At 37.4% G+C, this 19819-nt stretch carries 11 protein-coding genes; 9 read left to right on the forward strand and 2 right to left on the reverse strand.

Annotation, left to right across the window (positions count from 1 at the left end; genetic code table 11):
* Positions 1–142: 142 nt before the first annotated feature.
* Together EG342_RS03190 and EG342_RS03195 are read right to left on the reverse strand one after the other, a co-directional pair.
* Positions 143–1648, reverse strand: a complete 1506-nt coding sequence (locus tag EG342_RS03190) for a RagB/SusD family nutrient uptake outer membrane protein (RefSeq protein WP_103291739.1) — start codon at positions 1646–1648, stop codon at positions 143–145.
* A 26-nt stretch (positions 1649–1674) separates the two neighbouring features.
* A complete protein-coding gene (locus EG342_RS03195; protein WP_103291738.1) occupies positions 1675–4611 on the reverse strand; it encodes a SusC/RagA family TonB-linked outer membrane protein in 2937 nt (978 codons plus the stop codon).
* 343 nt (positions 4612–4954) lie between these two features.
* Between EG342_RS03195 and EG342_RS03200 the strand changes: the two genes are divergently transcribed.
* The 9 genes from EG342_RS03200 (at position 4955) to EG342_RS03240 (ending at position 19817) form a co-directional block, all read left to right on the forward strand.
* Entirely contained in the window at positions 4955–5743 is a 789-nt protein-coding gene (locus EG342_RS03200; protein ID WP_103291737.1) for an SDR family oxidoreductase, read from the forward strand.
* 148 nt (positions 5744–5891) lie between these two features.
* Positions 5892–7496: an autotransporter assembly complex protein TamA gene (locus tag EG342_RS03205; protein ID WP_103291736.1), complete on the forward strand. Its 1605-nt coding sequence runs from the start codon at positions 5892–5894 to the stop codon at positions 7494–7496.
* A gap of 268 nt (positions 7497–7764) precedes the next feature.
* Positions 7765–10923, forward strand: coding sequence for a SusC/RagA family TonB-linked outer membrane protein (locus tag EG342_RS03210; protein WP_103291735.1), 3159 nt, complete (start codon positions 7765–7767; stop codon positions 10921–10923).
* Positions 10924–10941: 18 nt separating this feature from the next.
* Positions 10942–12462 (forward strand): SusD/RagB family nutrient-binding outer membrane lipoprotein, encoded by a 1521-nt coding sequence (locus EG342_RS03215; protein ID WP_103291734.1) that lies wholly within the window; start codon positions 10942–10944, stop codon positions 12460–12462.
* Positions 12463–12545: 83 nt separating this feature from the next.
* Complete coding sequence (locus EG342_RS03220) at positions 12546–14891, forward strand: phosphocholine-specific phospholipase C (protein ID WP_103291733.1); 2346 nt, start codon at positions 12546–12548, stop codon at positions 14889–14891.
* A gap of 196 nt (positions 14892–15087) precedes the next feature.
* Positions 15088–15666, forward strand: a complete 579-nt coding sequence (locus EG342_RS03225; RefSeq protein WP_103291732.1) for a hypothetical protein — start codon at positions 15088–15090, stop codon at positions 15664–15666.
* A 95-nt stretch (positions 15667–15761) separates the two neighbouring features.
* On the forward strand, positions 15762–16562 hold the full coding sequence (locus EG342_RS03230) for a WxL protein host-binding domain-containing protein (RefSeq protein ID WP_103292150.1): 801 nt from the start codon (positions 15762–15764) through the stop codon (positions 16560–16562).
* Complete coding sequence (locus EG342_RS03235; RefSeq protein WP_103291731.1) at positions 16555–19299, forward strand: COG1470 family protein; 2745 nt, start codon at positions 16555–16557, stop codon at positions 19297–19299. Before EG342_RS03230 ends, EG342_RS03235 begins: the two co-directional genes overlap by 8 nt.
* Positions 19296–19817, forward strand: a complete 522-nt coding sequence (locus tag EG342_RS03240; protein ID WP_103291730.1) for a hypothetical protein — start codon at positions 19296–19298, stop codon at positions 19815–19817. Before EG342_RS03235 ends, EG342_RS03240 begins: the two co-directional genes overlap by 4 nt.
* Positions 19818–19819: the final 2 nt, after the last annotated feature.

Raw genomic sequence — 19819 nt, forward strand, 5'->3', positions numbered from 1 at the left:
TATTGTTTCTAAAGGTTGGATGAAGCGCCTTATATCATATTTCTATTTAACAGAATCGGCCCGTTTCATCATACCTTGAAAAAAACTATATCATCACAGAAGTTCTGCAATGATATAGAGGATAATATATTAGGTTAACTTTTTACCAACCTTCATTTTGTTTAATAATTCCATAGCTGTTTACAATCTCTGCTTGTGGCACAGCCCAGACATTGTGTACAGAAGGGTTAAAATTTCTTGCAGCCCAAACTACCTGCCCATTGATACCATGTAAAGGCTTGGCATAATTGGCCTGAGCATCTCCCCAACGAACAAGATCTCTGTGACGATCTGACCACTCACCTGCCAGCTCACAACGTCTTTCATGCTTCAGGTCTGCCATTGTACATCCGTTTTTAGGAGCCAGTCCTGCACGTTTTCTGATCATATTGATTTCCTGATCTGCATTTCCTCCTGACATCAGCAAAGCTTCTGCTTTAATAAGAATCACTTCAGAATAACGCATTATCGGGATGGCAAGATCCGTACACGGATAATCTCCGTTGGCACTCACGTGGCCACTGCTTAAAGGATATTTGAAAGCATCCATATATTTATTGAACTGGTACCCCGTCAATGAGTTGGAAGAAGCATATGTTCTTTCTGTTCCGTTAAACGTAAACTTATCGCCTAACTTAAGAATGGTAGCATTTCTTCTAAGGTCTCCCGTTTCATATTCATCATATAATTCCTTCGTAGGCTGGAAGTAACCCCATCCGTTGTATTCGCCCCAACCTTTATTTTCAAGCATAACTCCGGGAAGGATGCTACCTACCGAATTAAACTTAGGAGTACTCGGAACTGACCATATGTACTCTGAACTGTAGTTATTTTCAGCTTTAAAAACATCTGTGTAATTATTCAACAGGTTTCTGTTCCCTTTCGTCATTACTTCATTCGCCCAATACGAAGCGTTCTGCCAGTCTTTCATAAACAGATATACTTTCGCCAAAAGCGCCCAAGCTGCAGCTTTATGAGGTCTTCCATAATCTTTCGCAGGAAGTTCTGCCTGACTTGGTAATAATTCTGCCGCTTTTTTCAGATCATTAACGATGTAGTTGTAGTTTTCCATCACATTGGCTGCTCTCGGAGTCGGTCCCTCCGGTTCTTTGGTACGGTCTACGATAGGGATGCCCGCTTTTTCATTTCCATAGCTATATGCCAATTCAAAGTACATTCTGCTGCTCATAAATAATGCCTCGCCCAAATACTTGTTTTTGGTTGCCTGTGCTGCCTGGATATTATCAACATTACGAATAACACGGTTTGCCACCCCAATCACTGTATATCTTTTGTTCCATTGCGTTTCCAGATCTCCTGCAGCGATATAATTGCTGCTAAAATTCTTCACGTTATCCGCTTCACTTTTTGATCTTCCTGTTACCATATCGTCACTGGCATTGATGAACCAGAAAAAACCTCTCCCATAAAATTCACTGTCGGAAAGGGGCTTATACATAGCATTAGCTCCTGTAATCAGGTCATTCTCAGTTTTCCAGAAACTGGCTTCCGTTGGAGTTCCTTCCGGTTGTATATCAAGCTCATTGGTACATGACAGCAATGATGCCGACAGCCCTGTTATTAAAATGATTGTATTGAAAATTTTCATCTTTTTACTTTTAAATTTATTTTAGATTAAAACCCGACTTCAAGTCCGAAAATAAATGAACGGGCTTGAGGATATCTTCCGGTATCCACCCCATAAGTTTCCATTCCTACTTCAGGATCAAAACCTGTATATTTGGTAATGGTAAACAGGTTATTGGTGGTTACATACACTCTGATTTTACTCACATTAAGCTTATTATAAAGTTCTTTTGGTAAAGAATATCCTACTGTAAGGTTTTTAAGTCTCAGATAAGAACCGTCTTCTACATAAAAATCCGATACTTTGGAATAGTTACCGCTTGGATCACCTTGTACTACCCTAGGAATATTGGTGTTGGCATTCTGGGGCGTCCAGGCATTCAGGATATCTCTGTCCATGTTATAATTCTGCCCGGTTCCACCTGGATTTAATGAAATAAATTTCAATCCGTTGAAGATTTTGTTTCCATATACTCCCTGGAAGAATAAGTTAAGATCAAAGTTCTTCCATGCCATATTGTAGGATAATCCGTAAGAAAATTTAGGGTAAGGGTTTCCGAGATTTACAAAGTCATTGTTATTCAGTGTTCCGGTATTTCCGTCTTTCTTCAGGAATTTAATATCTCCCGGTTTAGCGTTAGGCTGAATGAGATTACCATTTGCATCTTTATAATTATCAATATCGGCCTGAGTCTGGAAAATTCCATCAGTTCTATATCCATAATATGAATATAGAGATTCACCTACTTTTATACGGGTTGGTTTCAATACTCCTCTCACATTATTACTGTTAACAAAGATCTCATCCACACCAGCCAATTGCTTAACCGTATTTTTTAGTTGACTAATGCTCGCCCCGATTGAATAGGTAAAGTCACCTTTGCTTTTACTGTTATAATTGATCCCTAGTTCAAATCCTTTATCCTGAAACAACCCTGCATTAACATATCGATCATTATACATTTCGGTACTCGAAAGGTTGACATTGAAGATCTGATCTGTTGAGTTTTTAACAAAATAATCAAATTGTAAAGAAAGGCTGTTACGGAAGAAAGAAGCATCAACACCGAAATTGGTTTGTTCGGATTTACCCCATTTTAGATTCTGATTAGCTTTTGTCGTAGCATAATAAGCAATATTCTGTGTCGGATCTTGTCCGAAGATAATATTGTTATCACGTGTCATTAATGGATTTACTGCCTGATAAGAGACCCCTCCAAGGTTTCCTAAAATCCCGTAACTCCCTCTTAATTTCAGATTGGAAAGCCAGGAAATTTCGTTTAAAAAATTTTCCTTGGAAGCCACCCACGCTCCCGAAACGGAATAATAATTTGCAAACTGATTTTGCTTAGACACCATAGAGGTTCCGTCTCTTCTTCCTAGTAAACTAATGATATATTTTCCCGCATAGTCATAGTTGAACCTTGCCAGATATGATGTCAGAGCCTGTTTATATTTGTAGCTAAATACTTCTTTATTCGTGTCTGCCGCATTCTGAAGATACCTGAAGGCTTCTGCTTCGCTTCTGAAATCAAAAGCTTTTGCCCTGAACCCGTCTTCAGTTGTTTTCTGAAAAGTAAACCCTGCAAGAGCATCAAAATTATGTTTGCCAAGCGTAAATTTGTAGGTAAGGAGCTGCTCAGCTAGAGAAGTTGCTACTGTATTAGACTGATATTCTAAACTATTGGTATCGAATATTTTTCCAACTTCTAACACTCTGGAGGTAAATTCCTTGATATTTCCGATTTTAAAGGTTTGAGAAAAATTGGAACGGAATTTCAAATCTTTAGCCAATGCAACTTCGATATACGGATTGATCAAAATCTCATGGGTTGGATTTTGAATACTAATCCTTTTAAGATAAGCAACAGGGTTGATCATATCTCCATAGCCTCCCGCCACATCAATCGGCAATCCTGAATAAGCTCCAGTTGGGGTATACACTGAAACGTTCGGCGGATAATACATGGCAGCGACCAGCGCTCCTGTATATCCATTTTTTGTATCTGCTGTATTTCCGTCAGAGTAATTATAGTACATATTCTCCCCGATCGTCAACCAGTCTTTCACCTTGTGTTCAGAATTTACTCTGAAATTATATCGTTTTGCCTGAGTATTTAACAGAATTCCTTCAAGATTCCTGTGGTTCATTCCTACAAAGAATCTGGATTTTTCACTTCCTCCACTCAAATTTACATTGTATTCCTGAATGGTTCCCGTACGGAAAATCTCTTTCATCCAGTTGGTTCTGGTAATTCTCCCGTCAGAATATTTATCAGCATTAAAAGCCAATGGAAGACTGCTCAGTTTTCCTGCATTGTCATAGGCCTGACGCATTACATCCTGAAATTCAGCAGCATTTAAAGATTCTTTTAATTTCCATGCCTGATTGATACCGTATTTAACATCAAAATCTACTGTCAGCTTTCCCTTTTTACCTCTTTTTGTGGTAATAAGGATAACTCCACCTGAGGACCTTGCTCCATAAATTGCTGCTGAAGCGTCTTTAAGGATGGAAATATCTTCAATATCATTTGGGTTAATATTTGGGGTTTCTTTAAAAAGTGCAGCTCCTCTACCGTATGGATTATTGGATGAACCTCCGTTAAAAACAACACCGTCTATAACATATAGCGGCGTTTCCCCGTTAACTCCTCCCAAACCACGGATATTAACTTTGGGTGAACCGTTAGGATCTCCTCCTTCATTCACAACCGTTACTCCCGGAGCTTTCCCTTGAAGTACTTCTCCTATTCCGGACAAAGATCTGGAACTCACCTTATCCAATGAAGCCTCTGAAACAGCACCAGACACCTTGCTTTTTTTCTGTGTCCCATATCCAACAACGACAACCTCGTCAATGGATTTTTCTTTTATACTGTCTTTTTTTTGAGCGAGGAACATCGGCGAAGCTGATATTGCACCAATAAGTAATACCCGGCCTGTTAGATACGTTACAGAGACGGGGATTTTAAATACATTCATGACATCCTTTTTAAATTAGATGCAAAATTAGATCAGCTTCCTTCCCCAGCTCATTAAGAGTTTCTTATGTTTTTATTAAGAAATTTTAGCTTTATTCGAACAAGCCTTACCACAAAACAAAAATAACACACTGTATTTCAACATGATACGCAAATAATGTAATCATTCCATTTTTAAGACCCATTTTACTTCGTATTAAGTTTGTTTTAAGTTTACAATGAATCAACACATCAGGGATCACAAATTAAATCAGTATCTGATTGAATCATTTTTCAGATATAATAAATAACAGAGTTCATTTTTCTTTTTTTACATTTGCTGAAATTAAAATCATACAGATTACATGACCATTATCATCACAGGAACCTCATCAGGAATCGGATTTGTACTGGCCGAATATTTTGGTAAAAAAGGACACAAAGTATACGGATTGAGCAGAAAGCATACGGAAAGTCAGTATTTCAAATCTATCCCAACGGATGTGACCGACAATACCGCTGTACAAAACGCAATCAAAGAAGTCTTGCAGACAGAATCCAGAATTGATGTTCTGATCAACAATGCCGGGATGGGAATGGTAGGTGCTGTAGAGGATTCTACTAAAGATGATATTTTAAAACTTTTCAGCCTGAATTTAGCAGGACCTGTTCAGATGATGAGTGCCGTTCTGCCTATAATGCGTGATCACAAATTTGGAAAAATCATCAATATTTCCAGTATAGGAAGTGAAATGGGATTACCTTTTCGTGGATTTTATTCCGCTTCAAAATCGGCATTAGACAAAGTAACTGAAGCGATGAGGTATGAAGTATACCCATGGAATATCGATGTATGCTCTCTTCACCTGGGAGATATTAAAACCAATATCGCCGAAAACAGGGTCATTGCTCAGGTTTCTGAACCGTATAAAAACATTTTCAATAAAGTGTATGGCCTGATGAACTCTCATGTGGACGATGGAAATGATCCTATAGAAGTGGCGGCTTATATTGAAAAGCTTTTATCAAAGAATAAATGGAACGCTCATTATTATTTTGGTAAATTCGGACAGAAAATCGGAGTTCCTTTGAAATGGATTCTTCCTCAGGGAGTTTATGAGAATTTAATGAAAAAATATAATAAACTGGACTAGTTTCAGTTATTTAGAAAAATTATTAACTGTATTTAAACCATTAAGGGATATTAAGGAGTGAAGAACGACTGAGAATGGCTTCACTTTTAAGCTCAAAATGATTAATCGGAATGCAACTTAATTCTTAATGATTTAAATAAATTTAGCATTGAAGTTATTTCTGAAAATATTTTTTGTTTTCTTCTGCGTTTTTGTACAAGCGCAGAAAAAACAGTATTGGCTGATTGATACTGAAACCAAAGTCAAGAGAAAAGTAAAAGATTCTGTTTCTGCTGTCAAGTTTCTGGACTCTTTGGCACAGAGTAATTATTTCTTTACTCAATTGAAAGAGGTAAAGATAAAAGGTGACAGTACGGAAATCTTTTATGATAAAGGAAAAAACTTCAATCAAACTTATGTAGATCTTTCTGATTCTATTGTTCAAAAGTTAAAAGTTCAGAAAGGATTTTTTACCAAAAATTTAGATTCAACCAAGAAAAGCATTAACAAAAGCTATATTGATGACGGGTATTCTTTCAGCAGAATTAAATCGAAATATAAAGGTCAGAAAAACGGGTTTCCCATCGTAGAGCTTGACATTAATAAGAATGATAAAAGAACGATCGACGGATTTGTGGTAAAGGGATACGAAAAAGTTCCTAAAAGATTTATCAAAAACCTGGAGAAGGAATTCAAAGGTAAAAACTATGATGACCAGAATCTTCTGGCCATTAATAAAAACTTCCAAAGTCACCCCTTCTTAACGTTAGAGCGTCAGCCACAGACATTGTTTACTAAGGATTCTACCAATATTTATCTGTTTTTAGAAAAGAAAAAAACCAATACTTTTGATGGAGTGATAGGTTTTGGAAATGATAAAAAGGATAAATTTACCTTAAACGGTACCATGAATGTCAATTTCAGAAATATGTTCAATGGTTTTGAAGCCATCAGTTTATACTGGCAGAGAAACCCGGATAGAGGGCAGACTTTTGACCTCCAGGTAGATATCCCCTATCTTTTTAAATCAAATGTAGGGATGAATGCAAAAGTGAATATTTACAGACAGGACTCTACTTTTGCCAACGTAAAATTCCTTCCGGCTTTTTATTACCATCTCAATAACCGAAACAAGATAGGGTTCAGAGCTACTTTAGAAACCTCAACTATTATTGATTCATTATATGCTGCAGGAAAAGATTACAACAAAAGAGGGATTGGAGTCTGGTATCAAATGACCGAACCTACAGACATTGACCTGTTCCTGTATAAAACAAAAATTAATGTCGGTTATGATTTTCTGACAACAACTTACACCAAAGGAAATATCAAATCCACGCAGAACCAGTTTTATTTCTTTGGAGAACACAACTACCACATTTCAGGGAACCATTTTCTCAATATAAAGGGTGAAGGAGCCATGATGGATTCTAAAATGGAATTTTCTGCCAACGAATTATACCGTTTCGGAGGATGGAATTCTATGCGGGGCTTTAATGAAAATTCTCTTGCCGCCGATTTCTATTATTACGGAAGTTTGGAATACCGGTACCTCATCGGCAATCAGGCCTTTTTTGACCTCTTCGGGCAATACGGACAGCTCAATAATAAATCTTTAAATGTTAAACCTAAACTCTACAGTGTCGGGCTCGGTTTCAACTTTTTTATTCCCATTGGGCTGATGAGTTTTCAGCTCTCAAACGGTAATGAATTCGGAAATCCATTTAAATTCAATGATATAAAAATCCACTGGGGAATCCTGAGTAGGTTTTAAAGAGAAAAGAAGCGGGAAGCATGAAGTTACCGTTTTTAATAATTACCTATCATTAAACAGTTAATAGAATGCGTTTCAGCTGTTTTAAAAATCTCAAAAACTTCCGCCCCAACTCATTATAATAAAGCAAAAACACCTATACAAAAGACATTTTCCACTTTACCATTTTGTTAATTAATTCTGTTAAAAAATATTTAAATCGTATTTTTATTTTAATATGTCCTTAAAATTTAGGTAACAATGTCCCGCTAAATTTGCCTTCAAAAAAATGAAGAGAACTTTAGCTACTTTTGCCGTTTTTTTGCTACCCCTTTATTTTACCGCTCAGGAAATTAATATTTCCGGAAATGTAAAGTCAGAAAACGGCTCGAGTGTATCCGGTGTAAATATCACCGACAAAAACACAGGTAAGACAGCAACCACAGATGAAAATGGAAATTTCACTATTTCGGCCAACCCAAGAGACATTCTTGAATTTCTTTCACCTGAATTTTCTGTTTACACTGTGGAGGTTTCTTCAAAAAGGCAGTATTCTGTTGTCTTAAAGAAAACGAATGAAAAGCAGATTGAAGGCGTTGTGATTACCGCTTTAGGGATTGCTAAAAAGAAGGAGAAAATCGGATATTCTACACAGGAAGTAGGAACCAAACAATTTGAAACCATTACCACCCCAAGCATCGGAAACCTTTTCTCCGGGCAGGTGTCTGGCCTTAGTGTTTCTAATCCAACGGGAATGCAGCAGGCTCCACAATTTACCTTAAGAGGAAACTCGAATTTGGTTTTTGTAATTGACGGGGTTATTGTAGAAAAAGAAGTTTTCCAAAATCTTGATCCAAACAATATTGAAAATATCAACGTCTTAAAAGGAGCTACAGCTTCTGCACTATACGGTTCAAGAGGAAGATACGGAGCAATTCTGATCACCACAAAAAGTGCTAAAAAGAAAGGTTTCTCAGTAGAATTCTCCCAAAACACAATGATTACAGGAGGCTTTACCAATCTTCCGAAAACACAAACCGAATACGGAAACGGTTCTCATGGAAAGTATGAATTCTGGGACGGAGCTGATGGTGGAGTAAATGACGGAGATATGATCTGGGGTCCAAAATTTGTTCCGGGCTTACAAATCGCCCAATGGAACAGCCCGATAAGAGATAAGGTAACCGGACAGGTTATTCCATGGTATGGTGCTGTATCTGGATCTCAGTATAATGATAAGTCCAGATATGAAAGGGTTCCTATTGACTGGAAATACCATGATAACTTAAGTACTTTCTTAAAGCCTGCAGTCATCAATAACAACAATTTTGCGATCAGCTATAGAAACGATAAAGATATCTACAGATTATCGGGGAATTTCATGAACTACGATGACAGGGTTCCTAATTCTTATTTACAGAAATATGGAGTGAATTTCTCTTCTGAAAATCATTTTGGAGATAAATTCGTTTTTGATACCAAATTCAATTTTAATCAGGCATTTACTCCTAATATTCCCAACTACGATTACAACCCCAGCGGTCACATGTATACCATCCTGATTTGGATGGGAGGTGATGTGGACGGAAAGGCTTTGAAAAATCATATGTGGATTCCTGGACAGGAAGGAAGACAACAAGCCAACTGGAATTATGCGTGGTACAACAACCCTTGGTTCGGAGCAGAATATTATAAAAATCAGAACAGAACCGACATTATCAATGCCCAAACCGGTTTAGAATATAAAGCAACAAAGGATTTTTCGGTAAAAGGAAAAATATCAATCGTTGAAAATCATAGCAAAACAGAAATATTAAGTCCTTATTCTTATTTCAATTACAGTGCGCCAAGAAGCGGAGGGTATATTGTGAAAGATGAAAAAACCTGGAACCTCAACTATGATGTATTGGCTACTTACAAGAAAAAAATATCAGAAAATTTTGATTTTACCATCAATGCCGGAGCTTCCACTTTTTATTATAAAAACAATAAGGATGAAAGATCTACCGATGGATTAAAAGTTCCTGAAGTGTACTCTTTCGAGAACTCAATTGGGGCTCTTAAAAATTACACCTATTTAAAGGAAAAATTAATTTACAGTGCCTACTCAACCATTGACATCGGATTGTATAATGCTTTTTTCATCAATATTTCAGGACGTAACGACTGGTCTTCTACCCTACCAAAAGCAAACAGATCTTACTTCTATCCCTCAGCATCCATCAGTGCTGTGATTTCCAATCTGGTAAAAATGCCGGAAGCTGTTAATATGTTAAAAGTTTCTGCTTCATGGGCAAAGGTGGCTTATGATTTCCAGCCTTATTCGACCAGAAATTATTATTTAAACAATAAAGGAATTACTTTCAATGGTAATCCAACCTATTATTATCCTACCACACTTAACATAGAAAATTCTTTAAAACCTGAGCAAACAAAGTCTTACGAATTAGGCTTAAGCGCAGGATTCTTAAACAACAGAATTACTTTTGATGCCACGTACTTCAGAACATTAGATTATAATAATATTCTGCAGTTTCCAAGCGCTGAATCATCGGGATTCACTTCTCAGTACGTAAACGGTAATGAGTATACTACAAAAGGATTTGAACTTTCCCTTGGTTTGGTTCCGGTAAAAACTTCTGATTTTACATGGAAAGCGTTAATCAACTGGAGCACCTATGAACAAAAACTGACTTCCATTTATGATAATATGCCAAACTATAACAACATCAAGTTGGGTGAAAGAATGGACAGCTACTATGATTACCAATGGCAAAAATCTCCGGACGGAAAAGTAATTCTGGACGCCAAATCAGGAATGCCGACAAGAGCAAATAATCAAACCAACTTAGGCCACTTTAACCCGGACTGGACTTTTGGAATCAACAACTCGTTCAAGTATAAAAAATTCACTTTAAATATCGGAATCGACGGAAGCATCGGTGGTGTCATGAGATCTCAGGTAGTGGAAAAAATGTGGTGGGGAGGAAAGCATCCGAATTCTGTAGCCTACAGAGATCTTGAATATGCTAACCCGGGAACTTATTATTTCGTACCGGACGGTGTAAACTATAATCCGGCAACCGGTCTTTACACACCGCATACCAAAGCCATAAGCTTCCAGGATTGGGCACAGAACTATCCTTACCAGGCCAGAGTAACAGAAAGCGAGAGCGAAGAATTTGCGAATGTTTTTGACAGAACTTTCGTCAAGTTAAGATCTGTAGTATTGGAATATGATTTCTCTTACCTTCTTAATCCTAAAGGAATAGTCAAAAGCTTCACAGCTAATATTTCTGCCTATAATCTGGCAATGTGGAAAAAATCCAAGAACCTTTATTCTGATCCTGATTTCCAGATTAGATCCGGAAGAACGGGTGATGTTACCAATGACATTCAGGATCCTTCAAGCAGATGGTTCGGAATCGGATTTAATCTTAAGTTTTAATTTAAAGTCGACATTACAATGAAAAATAACATATTCAATATGAAAGGATCAGGAAGTAAAAAAACAAAAAGATTGCTAACAGCAGTGTTCTCTGCAGGAATACTAGCAATGACTTCATGTGAATCCAGCCTTGATACAATCAATGAAAACCCAAATGATCAGGCAAGTATCGATCCTAAATATCTTCTGACCTTTGTTGCAAAAGATGCCTTTCAGGTGAATGGCGACAATATGTATGCTTCAAGGATGATGATTGGTACGGATGGTGAAAATACATACCAATATATGAAATGGAATGATGCTTCCTTTGAAGTCTACACAAAAGGACTTTTGAATACTGTAAAAATGATGCAGGAAGCTGAAAAAAGAAAGAATAAAAACTATCTAGCCATCGGAAAATTTTTCAGAGCGTATCACTTCTTTAATATCAGTTTAAAAGTAGGAAGCGCTCCTTATTCCGAAGCTGTGAAAGGCGAATCCGGAATTACGCAGGCTAAGTATGACAGTCAGGACGCTATTATGGCCGGAATTTTATCAGAATTAAAAGAGGCCAATGATCTTATTAATACCACTGATACAATTGAGGGTGATATTATCTTCAATGGAGATGCCTCAAAATGGAAAAAGCTGATCAACTCTTTCCGTTTGAAAATCTTAATTACACTTTCTAAAAAAACTACAGTAGGAAGTTATACCATTGCAACGGAATTTGCTTCTATTGCAGGAAGCCAGCCGATAATGACCTCCATTACAGACAACGGTGAACTTAAATTCGTAGATGCAGCAGACAGCAGATATACGATGTTCAATAATAGTGGATACGGATCCAGCTTATATATGGCGGATTATTTTATCAATCTATTCAAAGACAGACATGATCCAAGGTTATTTACTTTTGCATCCCAGACTACGGGAGCAAAGGAAGCCGGAAAAGCGATTACGGATTTCACAGCATACAACGGAGGAAATCCTACATCTCCATATTCTGATAATGCTGATTTGATTAAGGCAAAAAATATTTCTAAAGTTAACGATCGTTTCTATAAAGATCCGACCAACGAGCCTTCTTCTGTTTTAAGTTACCCGGAATTAGAGTTTATTTTAGCAGAAGCTACTGCCAGAGGCTGGATTTCAGGTTCTGCAAAAACGCATTACGATAACGGAATCAAAGGTAGTTTTACTTTTTATCAGACTTATGTAAAAAATCCGGGACAATATTTCACAGGCTTTGACGTAAATCAGTACCTGGCAACTCCTTTGGTGGTTTATGATAATTCAGCTCCTTTGCAAACACAACTGGAGAAAATTATGACCCAAAAATACATGACCATGTTCCACCAGTCACAATGGACTTCTTATTATGATTATTTAAGAACAGGATATCCTAATTATCCGTTGAAAGCGGGGGTTCCTGCTCCATTCAGATTCAGATATCCACAATCGGAATATAATTATAACAGCAACAACCTGAAAGCAGCACTTGCCACTCAATACGGAGGAAATGATAATATTAACTCCAAACCTTGGTGGTTGCAATAAAAAACTGATTATTTTTATTTAAAAACAAAGAAATCGCAGGAAAATCCTATTAACTTGCGGTTTCTTTCTTATTACGATTGAACATGAACAGAAGAGAATTTTTAGAAAAATCAAGTCTTTTATTAGCAGGATTAGGAACTTCAAGTGTTCTTCATCCTTCTATTTTAAAGGCTTTAGCTATTGAACCGGCTGCGTTATCGACTTTTTATGATGCAGAACATGTGGTTATTCTGATGCAGGAAAACCGTTCATTTGATCATGCTTTCGGTACTCTTAAAGGGGTTCGTGGCTTTTTAGACAAAAGAGCATTTGTAAAACAGGACAACCACTCCGTTTTCTTCCAAAAAGGGAATAACGGAAAATACGCTTCTCCGGCCCGATTGGATCTCAGAAATACCAAAGCAACCTGGATGAGCTCACTTCCCCACTCATGGGACAATCAGCAGAAAGCCTTAAATAAAGGTAAATATGACCAATGGCTTCAGGCAAAGGCTTCCGGAAATAAAGATTATAAAGACATTCCTTTGACTTTGGGCTATTATGACCGTGAAGACCTTCCTTTTTATTATCAGCTGGCAGATGCTTTTACCATATTTGATCAATATTTTTGTTCTTCACTGACAGGAACAACTCCCAACAGGTTATTTCATTGGACTGGAACATTAAGGGAACAGCAAAACGGAAAGGTAAAAGCCAATGTCTACAATGACAATATTGATTATGATAAAGCCCGACAGGCAAAATGGAAAAGTTTCCCGGAAATTTTAGAAGAACAGCAGGTTTCGTGGCGTATTTATCAAAATGAAATCAGTCTTCCGAAAGGAATGTCCGGAGAGCAGGAAGCCTGGTTGAGCAATTTTACCGATAACCCGATTGAATGGTTCTCAAAGTATAATGTCAAGTTTTCAAAAGGATACTATCAGAATATCCCGAATATCATTGCCTATCTGAAACAGGAAATCACAAAAAATCCGGATCGAAAAGAAAGATTGGAAGCCATGATTTCCGAGTTAAAGGAAGATCAGGTAAAATATCACCCGGATAATTATTCAAAACTTTCTCAGGAAGAGAAAAGCCTTCACGAAAAAGCTTTTACGACCAACTCCAATGATCCTGATTATTGGAATCTTGAAATCGGTAAAGATGAAAACGGAGAACGACTGGTAGTTCCTAAAAGCGATGTCTTATTCCAGTTCAGAAAAGATGTGGAAGAAAAGAAGCTTCCATTGGTATCCTGGCTGGTAGCGCCGGAACATTTTTCGGATCATCCCGGATCTCCATGGTATGGGGCATGGTATATTTCAGAGGTATTGAATATTCTGACCAAAGATCCTGAAATGTGGAAAAAAACCATCTTTATTATTAATTATGATGAAAATGATGGCTATTTTGATCACGTACTTCCTTTTGCTCCCCCGATGAATCCTAGCCAGCCTGTAGATCTGAACGGAAAAGAGGGTGTAGAATATGTTGATCAATCTCAGCAATATATGTCTGATCCGTCATTAAAAGATTATGAAAAAATTGAAGGAACAGTCGGCCTGGGCTACAGAGTTCCCATGATCATAGCCTCACCATGGACGAAAGGAGGTTTTGTGAATTCGGAAGTGTCGGATCATACTTCAGTATTGCAGTTTCTTGAGAAATTTATCACGAAAAAATTCAACAAAAATGTTCATGTAGATAATATCAGCGATTGGAGAAGAGCGATTTGCGGAGACCTCACCTCTGCCTTTAATTCTCCGAATGTAAAAGCTCCAAAGATGGATTATTTAAATCAAAAAGATTTTGCTAAAACCATTAATGCAGCTAAAAATAAACCGGTACCCAATCTGAAATGGTACACAGAAAATGAACTGAATAATCAACTTCTGGATATTCAGGAAAGGGGGATAAAACCGTCCAATCCGCTTCCTTATGATTTCCATGTCAATATGCTGGAAGGAAAGATCAGAATGACGAATTTAAAAGATAATGGCGTTCCGTTGTTGGTTTATGACAGAACGAAGTTTAATAATGGCCGTTATCATTTCTCTTATGCCTTATATGCAAAGCAGGACCTGTCACATGTTGTAGATGCCGGAGCATACGATTATGAAGTTTTTGGGCCGAACGGTTTTTTCAGAAAATTTGCAGGAACTGCAAGCCCGGAATTGGAAGTTGTACTAATCAATAATGCCTCTAAAAATCAGGTTGAATTAATTTTCAACAACAGCAAAAACAGCAAGATCTCTATCAGCATAGAAAACCTGTATGAAAAAACAAAAAAAACAGTTTCTCTACCTAAACAGGAAGAAAAAATAGCTGTTGATCTCAGCAAAAATAAGGGCTGGTATGATTTAAAAATAACGTATGAAAGCCATATCTGGCATTTTGCCGGAAGAATAGAAACCGGAAAAATCTCTGTTTCGGATCCTCACTGGGCTTAGAACAAATTAAATAACTCACAAACTGATCCTGTACAAATTGTACAGGATTTTCTTTTATAGAAAGGAAAATTCGCTTTATTATTTATCAATCATATTCAAATATAAAGTGTATATTTTTAACAATATAAAAAATATATGATATTTTTTTCATAGTATATCGAATTTTGTTATATTCACTTAACTAATCTTCAGCATCATGAAAAAATTAAACTTAACGATTGCATTGTCATTATTTGCAGTTGCAGTATCCGGAAATCTAAGCGCACAAGATACGAATACTGATAACCACACAATCACGATTTCCATCCCGGAAGTTGCACTGGTAGATATTGAGCCTGCCGCTACAAAAAATATAACCCTTGGATTTACAGCTCCAACTGAAGCAGGAAACCCGGTGGTAGCAAGTGCTGCCAATACTACACTTTGGTTGAACTACTCTTCCATCAAATCTGTTGCAGATCCTACCCGTAATGTAACGGTAAAGATGAATGCTATTATTCCCGGAGTTGATATTCACGTAACGGCTGCTGCAGCAACCGGTTCCGGAGGGGGTACTTTAGGAACATCTGCGGGACTTTTAACATTAAGTGCAGCTGATCAGACTATTATTTCAGGTATCGGAAGTGCTTACACAGGAAATGGTGCCAACAACGGACATAATCTTACGTACGCACTTGCTGCCGGAAGTGGTCCCGGAGGAGTTGCAGCTTATGCTGATTTACAGGCAACAGCTACTACTGTAGCAACAGTTACCTACACCATATCAGATAACTAGAAGAAATTTACCTTAAAAACCGAGCGAGAAGAAATTGTTTATCAGTTTCTTCCGGGTTTTTATTACCATTTGATTTAATTAAACTTTACATGATTATGATGAAGCGTGTCCTTATTTTGATCTCCCTGATTTTGCAGTTTTGCTTTTTACATGCCGGTATTGTGGTGCTCAATGGTCTTACGCATTCCTATAAAGTAGAAAACGGAAAAGTTTACAAAGGAAAAATTTCCATCGAAAATACGGGTAGCAATCCTCAAAATGTGAAAATATTTTTACAGGACTTTACCTATAATGCCAATGGAACAACCAGTTATACAAACCTTCATACCAATAACAGGACTAATGGGGACTGGATCAAACTCAATACGAATCTTGTCACTTTAAAGGGGAAAGAGAAATCGGAGATACTTTATGAAATTACAGTACCTGATAAGGCTGTAGATCCGGGAAGCTACTGGAGTGTGGTTATCGTGGAACCTGTAGAAGATATAAAGCCAAGCGATAAGAAAGCAGGTGTAAATATCACCTCTGTTATCCGGTATGCCATTCAGGTAATTACCGATTACGATTCAGAAAAAGCCAAACCTGATCTTAAGTTTGAGGGTGTGAAAGTCGAGAAACAGGACCAGAACCAGTTGGTAAAGATTGCTATTGCCAACCAGGGAAACCTATATTGCAGACCTACTGCTTCCATTGAAATCTATAATCGCAAAACAGGTGAAAAAATAGGAAATTTTTCCAGCCTGCCCATGGGTTTGTTGCCTCAGACATCCAAATCATTTGATATTGATATCAGCAAGGTGCCGCCCGGCCCCTATAAAGCTGTAATCATAACAACGGATGAGGATGAAAATGCTTTTGCCCTTAATGTGGAACTAGAAGTAAAAAATGATTAAAACCTGGACTATATATATAATCCTCTTCTTATTTCCGGTATTTGCTTTTTCTCAACAACAGTTGGTTAGTAAAAAGGATAGTTTAATGCCGGGAATGTCTACTTCTATTTCTTTTGCTTTAGAAAATACTACCGATGAAAACAAAACATATGATATTTCCATCAGTAGTTCAAGTCCGTATATCATTCCGATTTTAGCGAAGGGAGAATTTAAGCTGGATGCTCACCAAAGTACAGCTTATCTTGTTCCGTTTCGTATCGCTGCTGAAGCGGCTCAAGGTTCCTATTCCATCACATTAAAAGGGACTGAAAAAAATACAGGAATACAGATTACCAAAACCTCTCAGATTTCTGTTATTGGAAACAGGAAATTGTCCATTATTGTGCTGGACTCTCCTGAGTACGTAAGAGCCGGAGAAATCATTCGCTCTTCTTTTCTTCTGAAAAATAATGGAAATATTACAGAAAATCTTATTCTCCAAAGCAAGAATGCTGTGGTTGATCATGACGCTTCAATAACTTTAGCTCCTAATGAATCCAAGATAATATCTATCCACAAGGTAACGAATCCTGATCTTGGCCAGAATGAGTTTCAAAACCTAAATCTTTCGGTAAGCTCTAACGAAAACCCTAAGGAAGACCAAAATGTTTATGCCAGTGTCCAGATTATCTCTGTGAAACCGCAGGATAATGATATCTATCACAGACTTCCCATTGCTGCCTCATTGTCTTTTGTTGGCATGAAGAATATGGGAGAGTATCATGATGGTTTTCAGGGGGAACTTTATGGTAAGGGAACTCTGGATAAAGAAAATAAAAACCAGATTGAGTTCAGAGCGGTGACCCACAATCCTGTAGAGCTTAATACTTTTACTCAATATGAAGAATATTTTGTGAATTATAGAAGAGATAACCTCTTTATTCATCTTGGTGATAAAACTTATTCATCTTCTTACCTTACAGAGTTTGCAAGGTATGGCCGCGGCGCTGAGGTCCGGTATGACTTTAATAAAATAAGTCTGGGTGGTTTTTATAATCATCCCCGTTTTTTCAGGGATATTAAGGATGAATTTAATTTTTATTCAGCATTTAAAATCAGAAAAGAATCGGAAATTTCGGTGGGATATCTTTATAAGATGCCCAGAAAGGAAGAAGCCAATTTTGGAAGTATGAAATTAGACTCTGAGGCACACCTTCCCTATGCAAAAGGAAAGTTTAAGATTTCGAGAAATATTAATCTTTCGGGAGAATTCGCTTACAGTACAACAGAAAAAACAGAAGGAACAGCTTATATGGCTCAGGCTGAAGTGAATTTCAACAGGCTCAACGGGAATATCATGTACATGAAGGCAAGTCCTCAATTTGCAGGATATTTTACCAATACAAGTACATTCAGCGGAAATATCCAGTACAGAATATCTAAAAAGATCACAGTTCTGGCCAACTATATGCAGGATGCCCAGAATTTCCAGAGAGATACTTTATTTCTGGCCGCTCCCTACAGAAAATATTTTCATTACGGAATTCAGTACAAATATATGACAAGCGGATCCGTCATTCTTACAAACGGGTTTCAAAAATACCAGGATCGCCTGGAGCCTAAACAATTTGATTACTATGAACGTTTTTTCAGAGTTAGCGTAGATCAGCATATCGGAATATTCCAGGTTAATCTGGAAGGACAGTTTGGAAAAACGGATAATTACCTGACGGGATTTAATGGAAATTCAAGTTTATATTCGGCTAATGTATCATTTGAAAAATTCAGAACATCGTTTAGCATCTTTGGAAGCTATGCCATTACTTCGAGGTATCAATTGCAGAATCAAAAACAACTGTATTACGGAGCAAGAGTTTTCAGTCGTTTCTCTGATAAGACAAGCCTGAGTATTTTTTATCAGAACAATTATATTCCGGAAGAATATTTTAAGGACAGAAACTTATTTGAGCTTTTGTTTCATCAGCAGCTATTTCCGGGAAATGAACTTGACCTTTCGGGCAGATACTCATTACAACGGGGACAGATAGGAGATAAAGATTTTATATTTTCATTGAGATATACCTGGCGTCCTAATATTCCGGTGCAGAAAACAGCAGAATATACTTCTCTATCCGGCAATATCAGTAACCTTGGAATCAAAAGAACGGAAGGGGTAAGATTAATGCTGGGCAGTTATTTATCTGTAACCGACAGGGATGGAAATTTTATATTTAAAAATATAATTCCAGGAAATTATTTTCTGGAAATAGACCGGTCAACGACTGAGATTAATGATATTCCCACTGTTGCTTTTCCAGCGGCAATTGCTCTTGCCAATAAGGAAAACACTTTTAATTTCGGGTTAACTACAGCAGCGACTGTACAGGGCTATATTCAATTTATAGAAACAGAGGACAAAAATCAAGCAGATTTTGCAGCACTACAGGAAAGAAAAAAGAAAAATAAAAAAGAGAGCATCGTGGTAGAAGCAATAGGTAATAATCAGACGTACCGAAAAATATGCTTTATAGGAGAAGATTTTGATTTTACTTATCTCAGGCCCGGGGACTGGACAGTTAAATTGTATCGAAACGGGCTTGATAAACGGTATAAAATTTCAACCGATACATTTCAGTTTACTTTACAACCTGCAGAAACAAAAAAATTAAACATCCACATAGTCAAGCAGCAAATAGAAATTAAGTTCCAACAGGAATCCTTGAAGGTAGGATATAATGAAATAAAAAATAAGAAATGATTCTAAAGCGCTCCCTTTTATTAACAACTTTTATGTTGTCCGGTTTATTGTATTCTCAGGCCAATGTTACTTTTACCTTACCATTGGTTACTTTAATGGATATCGAGCCTGCAGGAAGTATTGCTCTAAATTTTACAGCACCTACCGAAGCCGGAAATGCGCTTGGAAACCCCACACCCAATACTGCAAAATGGATCAATTATTCTTCTGCAATTGCTTCCGGGGGGCTTTCCAGAAGGATTACTGCATCTGCAAGTCCCGCTATTGCCGGGGTAAATATAAGGTTACAGGCAGCCGCCGCTTCCGGAGCAGGTGGAGGTACATTGGGAACATCGGCTGGACAGGTTACACTTACCAGCACGCCAACTACAATTATCAGCGGCATCGGAGGAGCCTATACGGGGAACGGAGCCAATAACGGACATCACCTTACAATTTCTCTGGTTCCCGGTACTTATGCCAATTTATCTGCACAAACCAATACCACTGTGACCATCGTTTATACTATCACAGAATAAAA

This window comes from Chryseobacterium lactis (genome assembly GCF_003815875.1).
GTDB classification, from domain to species: domain Bacteria; phylum Bacteroidota; class Bacteroidia; order Flavobacteriales; family Weeksellaceae; genus Chryseobacterium; species Chryseobacterium lactis.

Bases quoted from the DNA above. Each gene is read 5' to 3' on its own strand.
- EG342_RS03210 (WP_103291735.1), top strand. From the start codon at position 7,765: ATGAAGAGAACTTTAGCTACTTTTGCCGTTTTTTTGCTACCCCTTTAT.
- EG342_RS03220 (WP_103291733.1), top strand. From the start codon at position 12,546: ATGAACAGAAGAGAATTTTTAGAAAAATCAAGTCTTTTATTAGCAGGA.
- EG342_RS03200 (WP_103291737.1), top strand. From the start codon at position 4,955: ATGACCATTATCATCACAGGAACCTCATCAGGAATCGGATTTGTACTG.
- EG342_RS03195 (WP_103291738.1), bottom strand. From the start codon at position 4,611: ATGAATGTATTTAAAATCCCCGTCTCTGTAACGTATCTAACAGGCCGG.
- EG342_RS03235 (WP_103291731.1), top strand. From the start codon at position 16,555: ATGATTAAAACCTGGACTATATATATAATCCTCTTCTTATTTCCGGTA.
- EG342_RS03190 (WP_103291739.1), bottom strand. From the start codon at position 1,648: ATGAAAATTTTCAATACAATCATTTTAATAACAGGGCTGTCGGCATCA.
- EG342_RS03215 (WP_103291734.1), top strand. From the start codon at position 10,942: ATGAAAAATAACATATTCAATATGAAAGGATCAGGAAGTAAAAAAACA.
- EG342_RS03240 (WP_103291730.1), top strand. From the start codon at position 19,296: ATGATTCTAAAGCGCTCCCTTTTATTAACAACTTTTATGTTGTCCGGT.
- EG342_RS03230 (WP_103292150.1), top strand. From the start codon at position 15,762: ATGATGAAGCGTGTCCTTATTTTGATCTCCCTGATTTTGCAGTTTTGC.
- EG342_RS03225 (WP_103291732.1), top strand. From the start codon at position 15,088: ATGAAAAAATTAAACTTAACGATTGCATTGTCATTATTTGCAGTTGCA.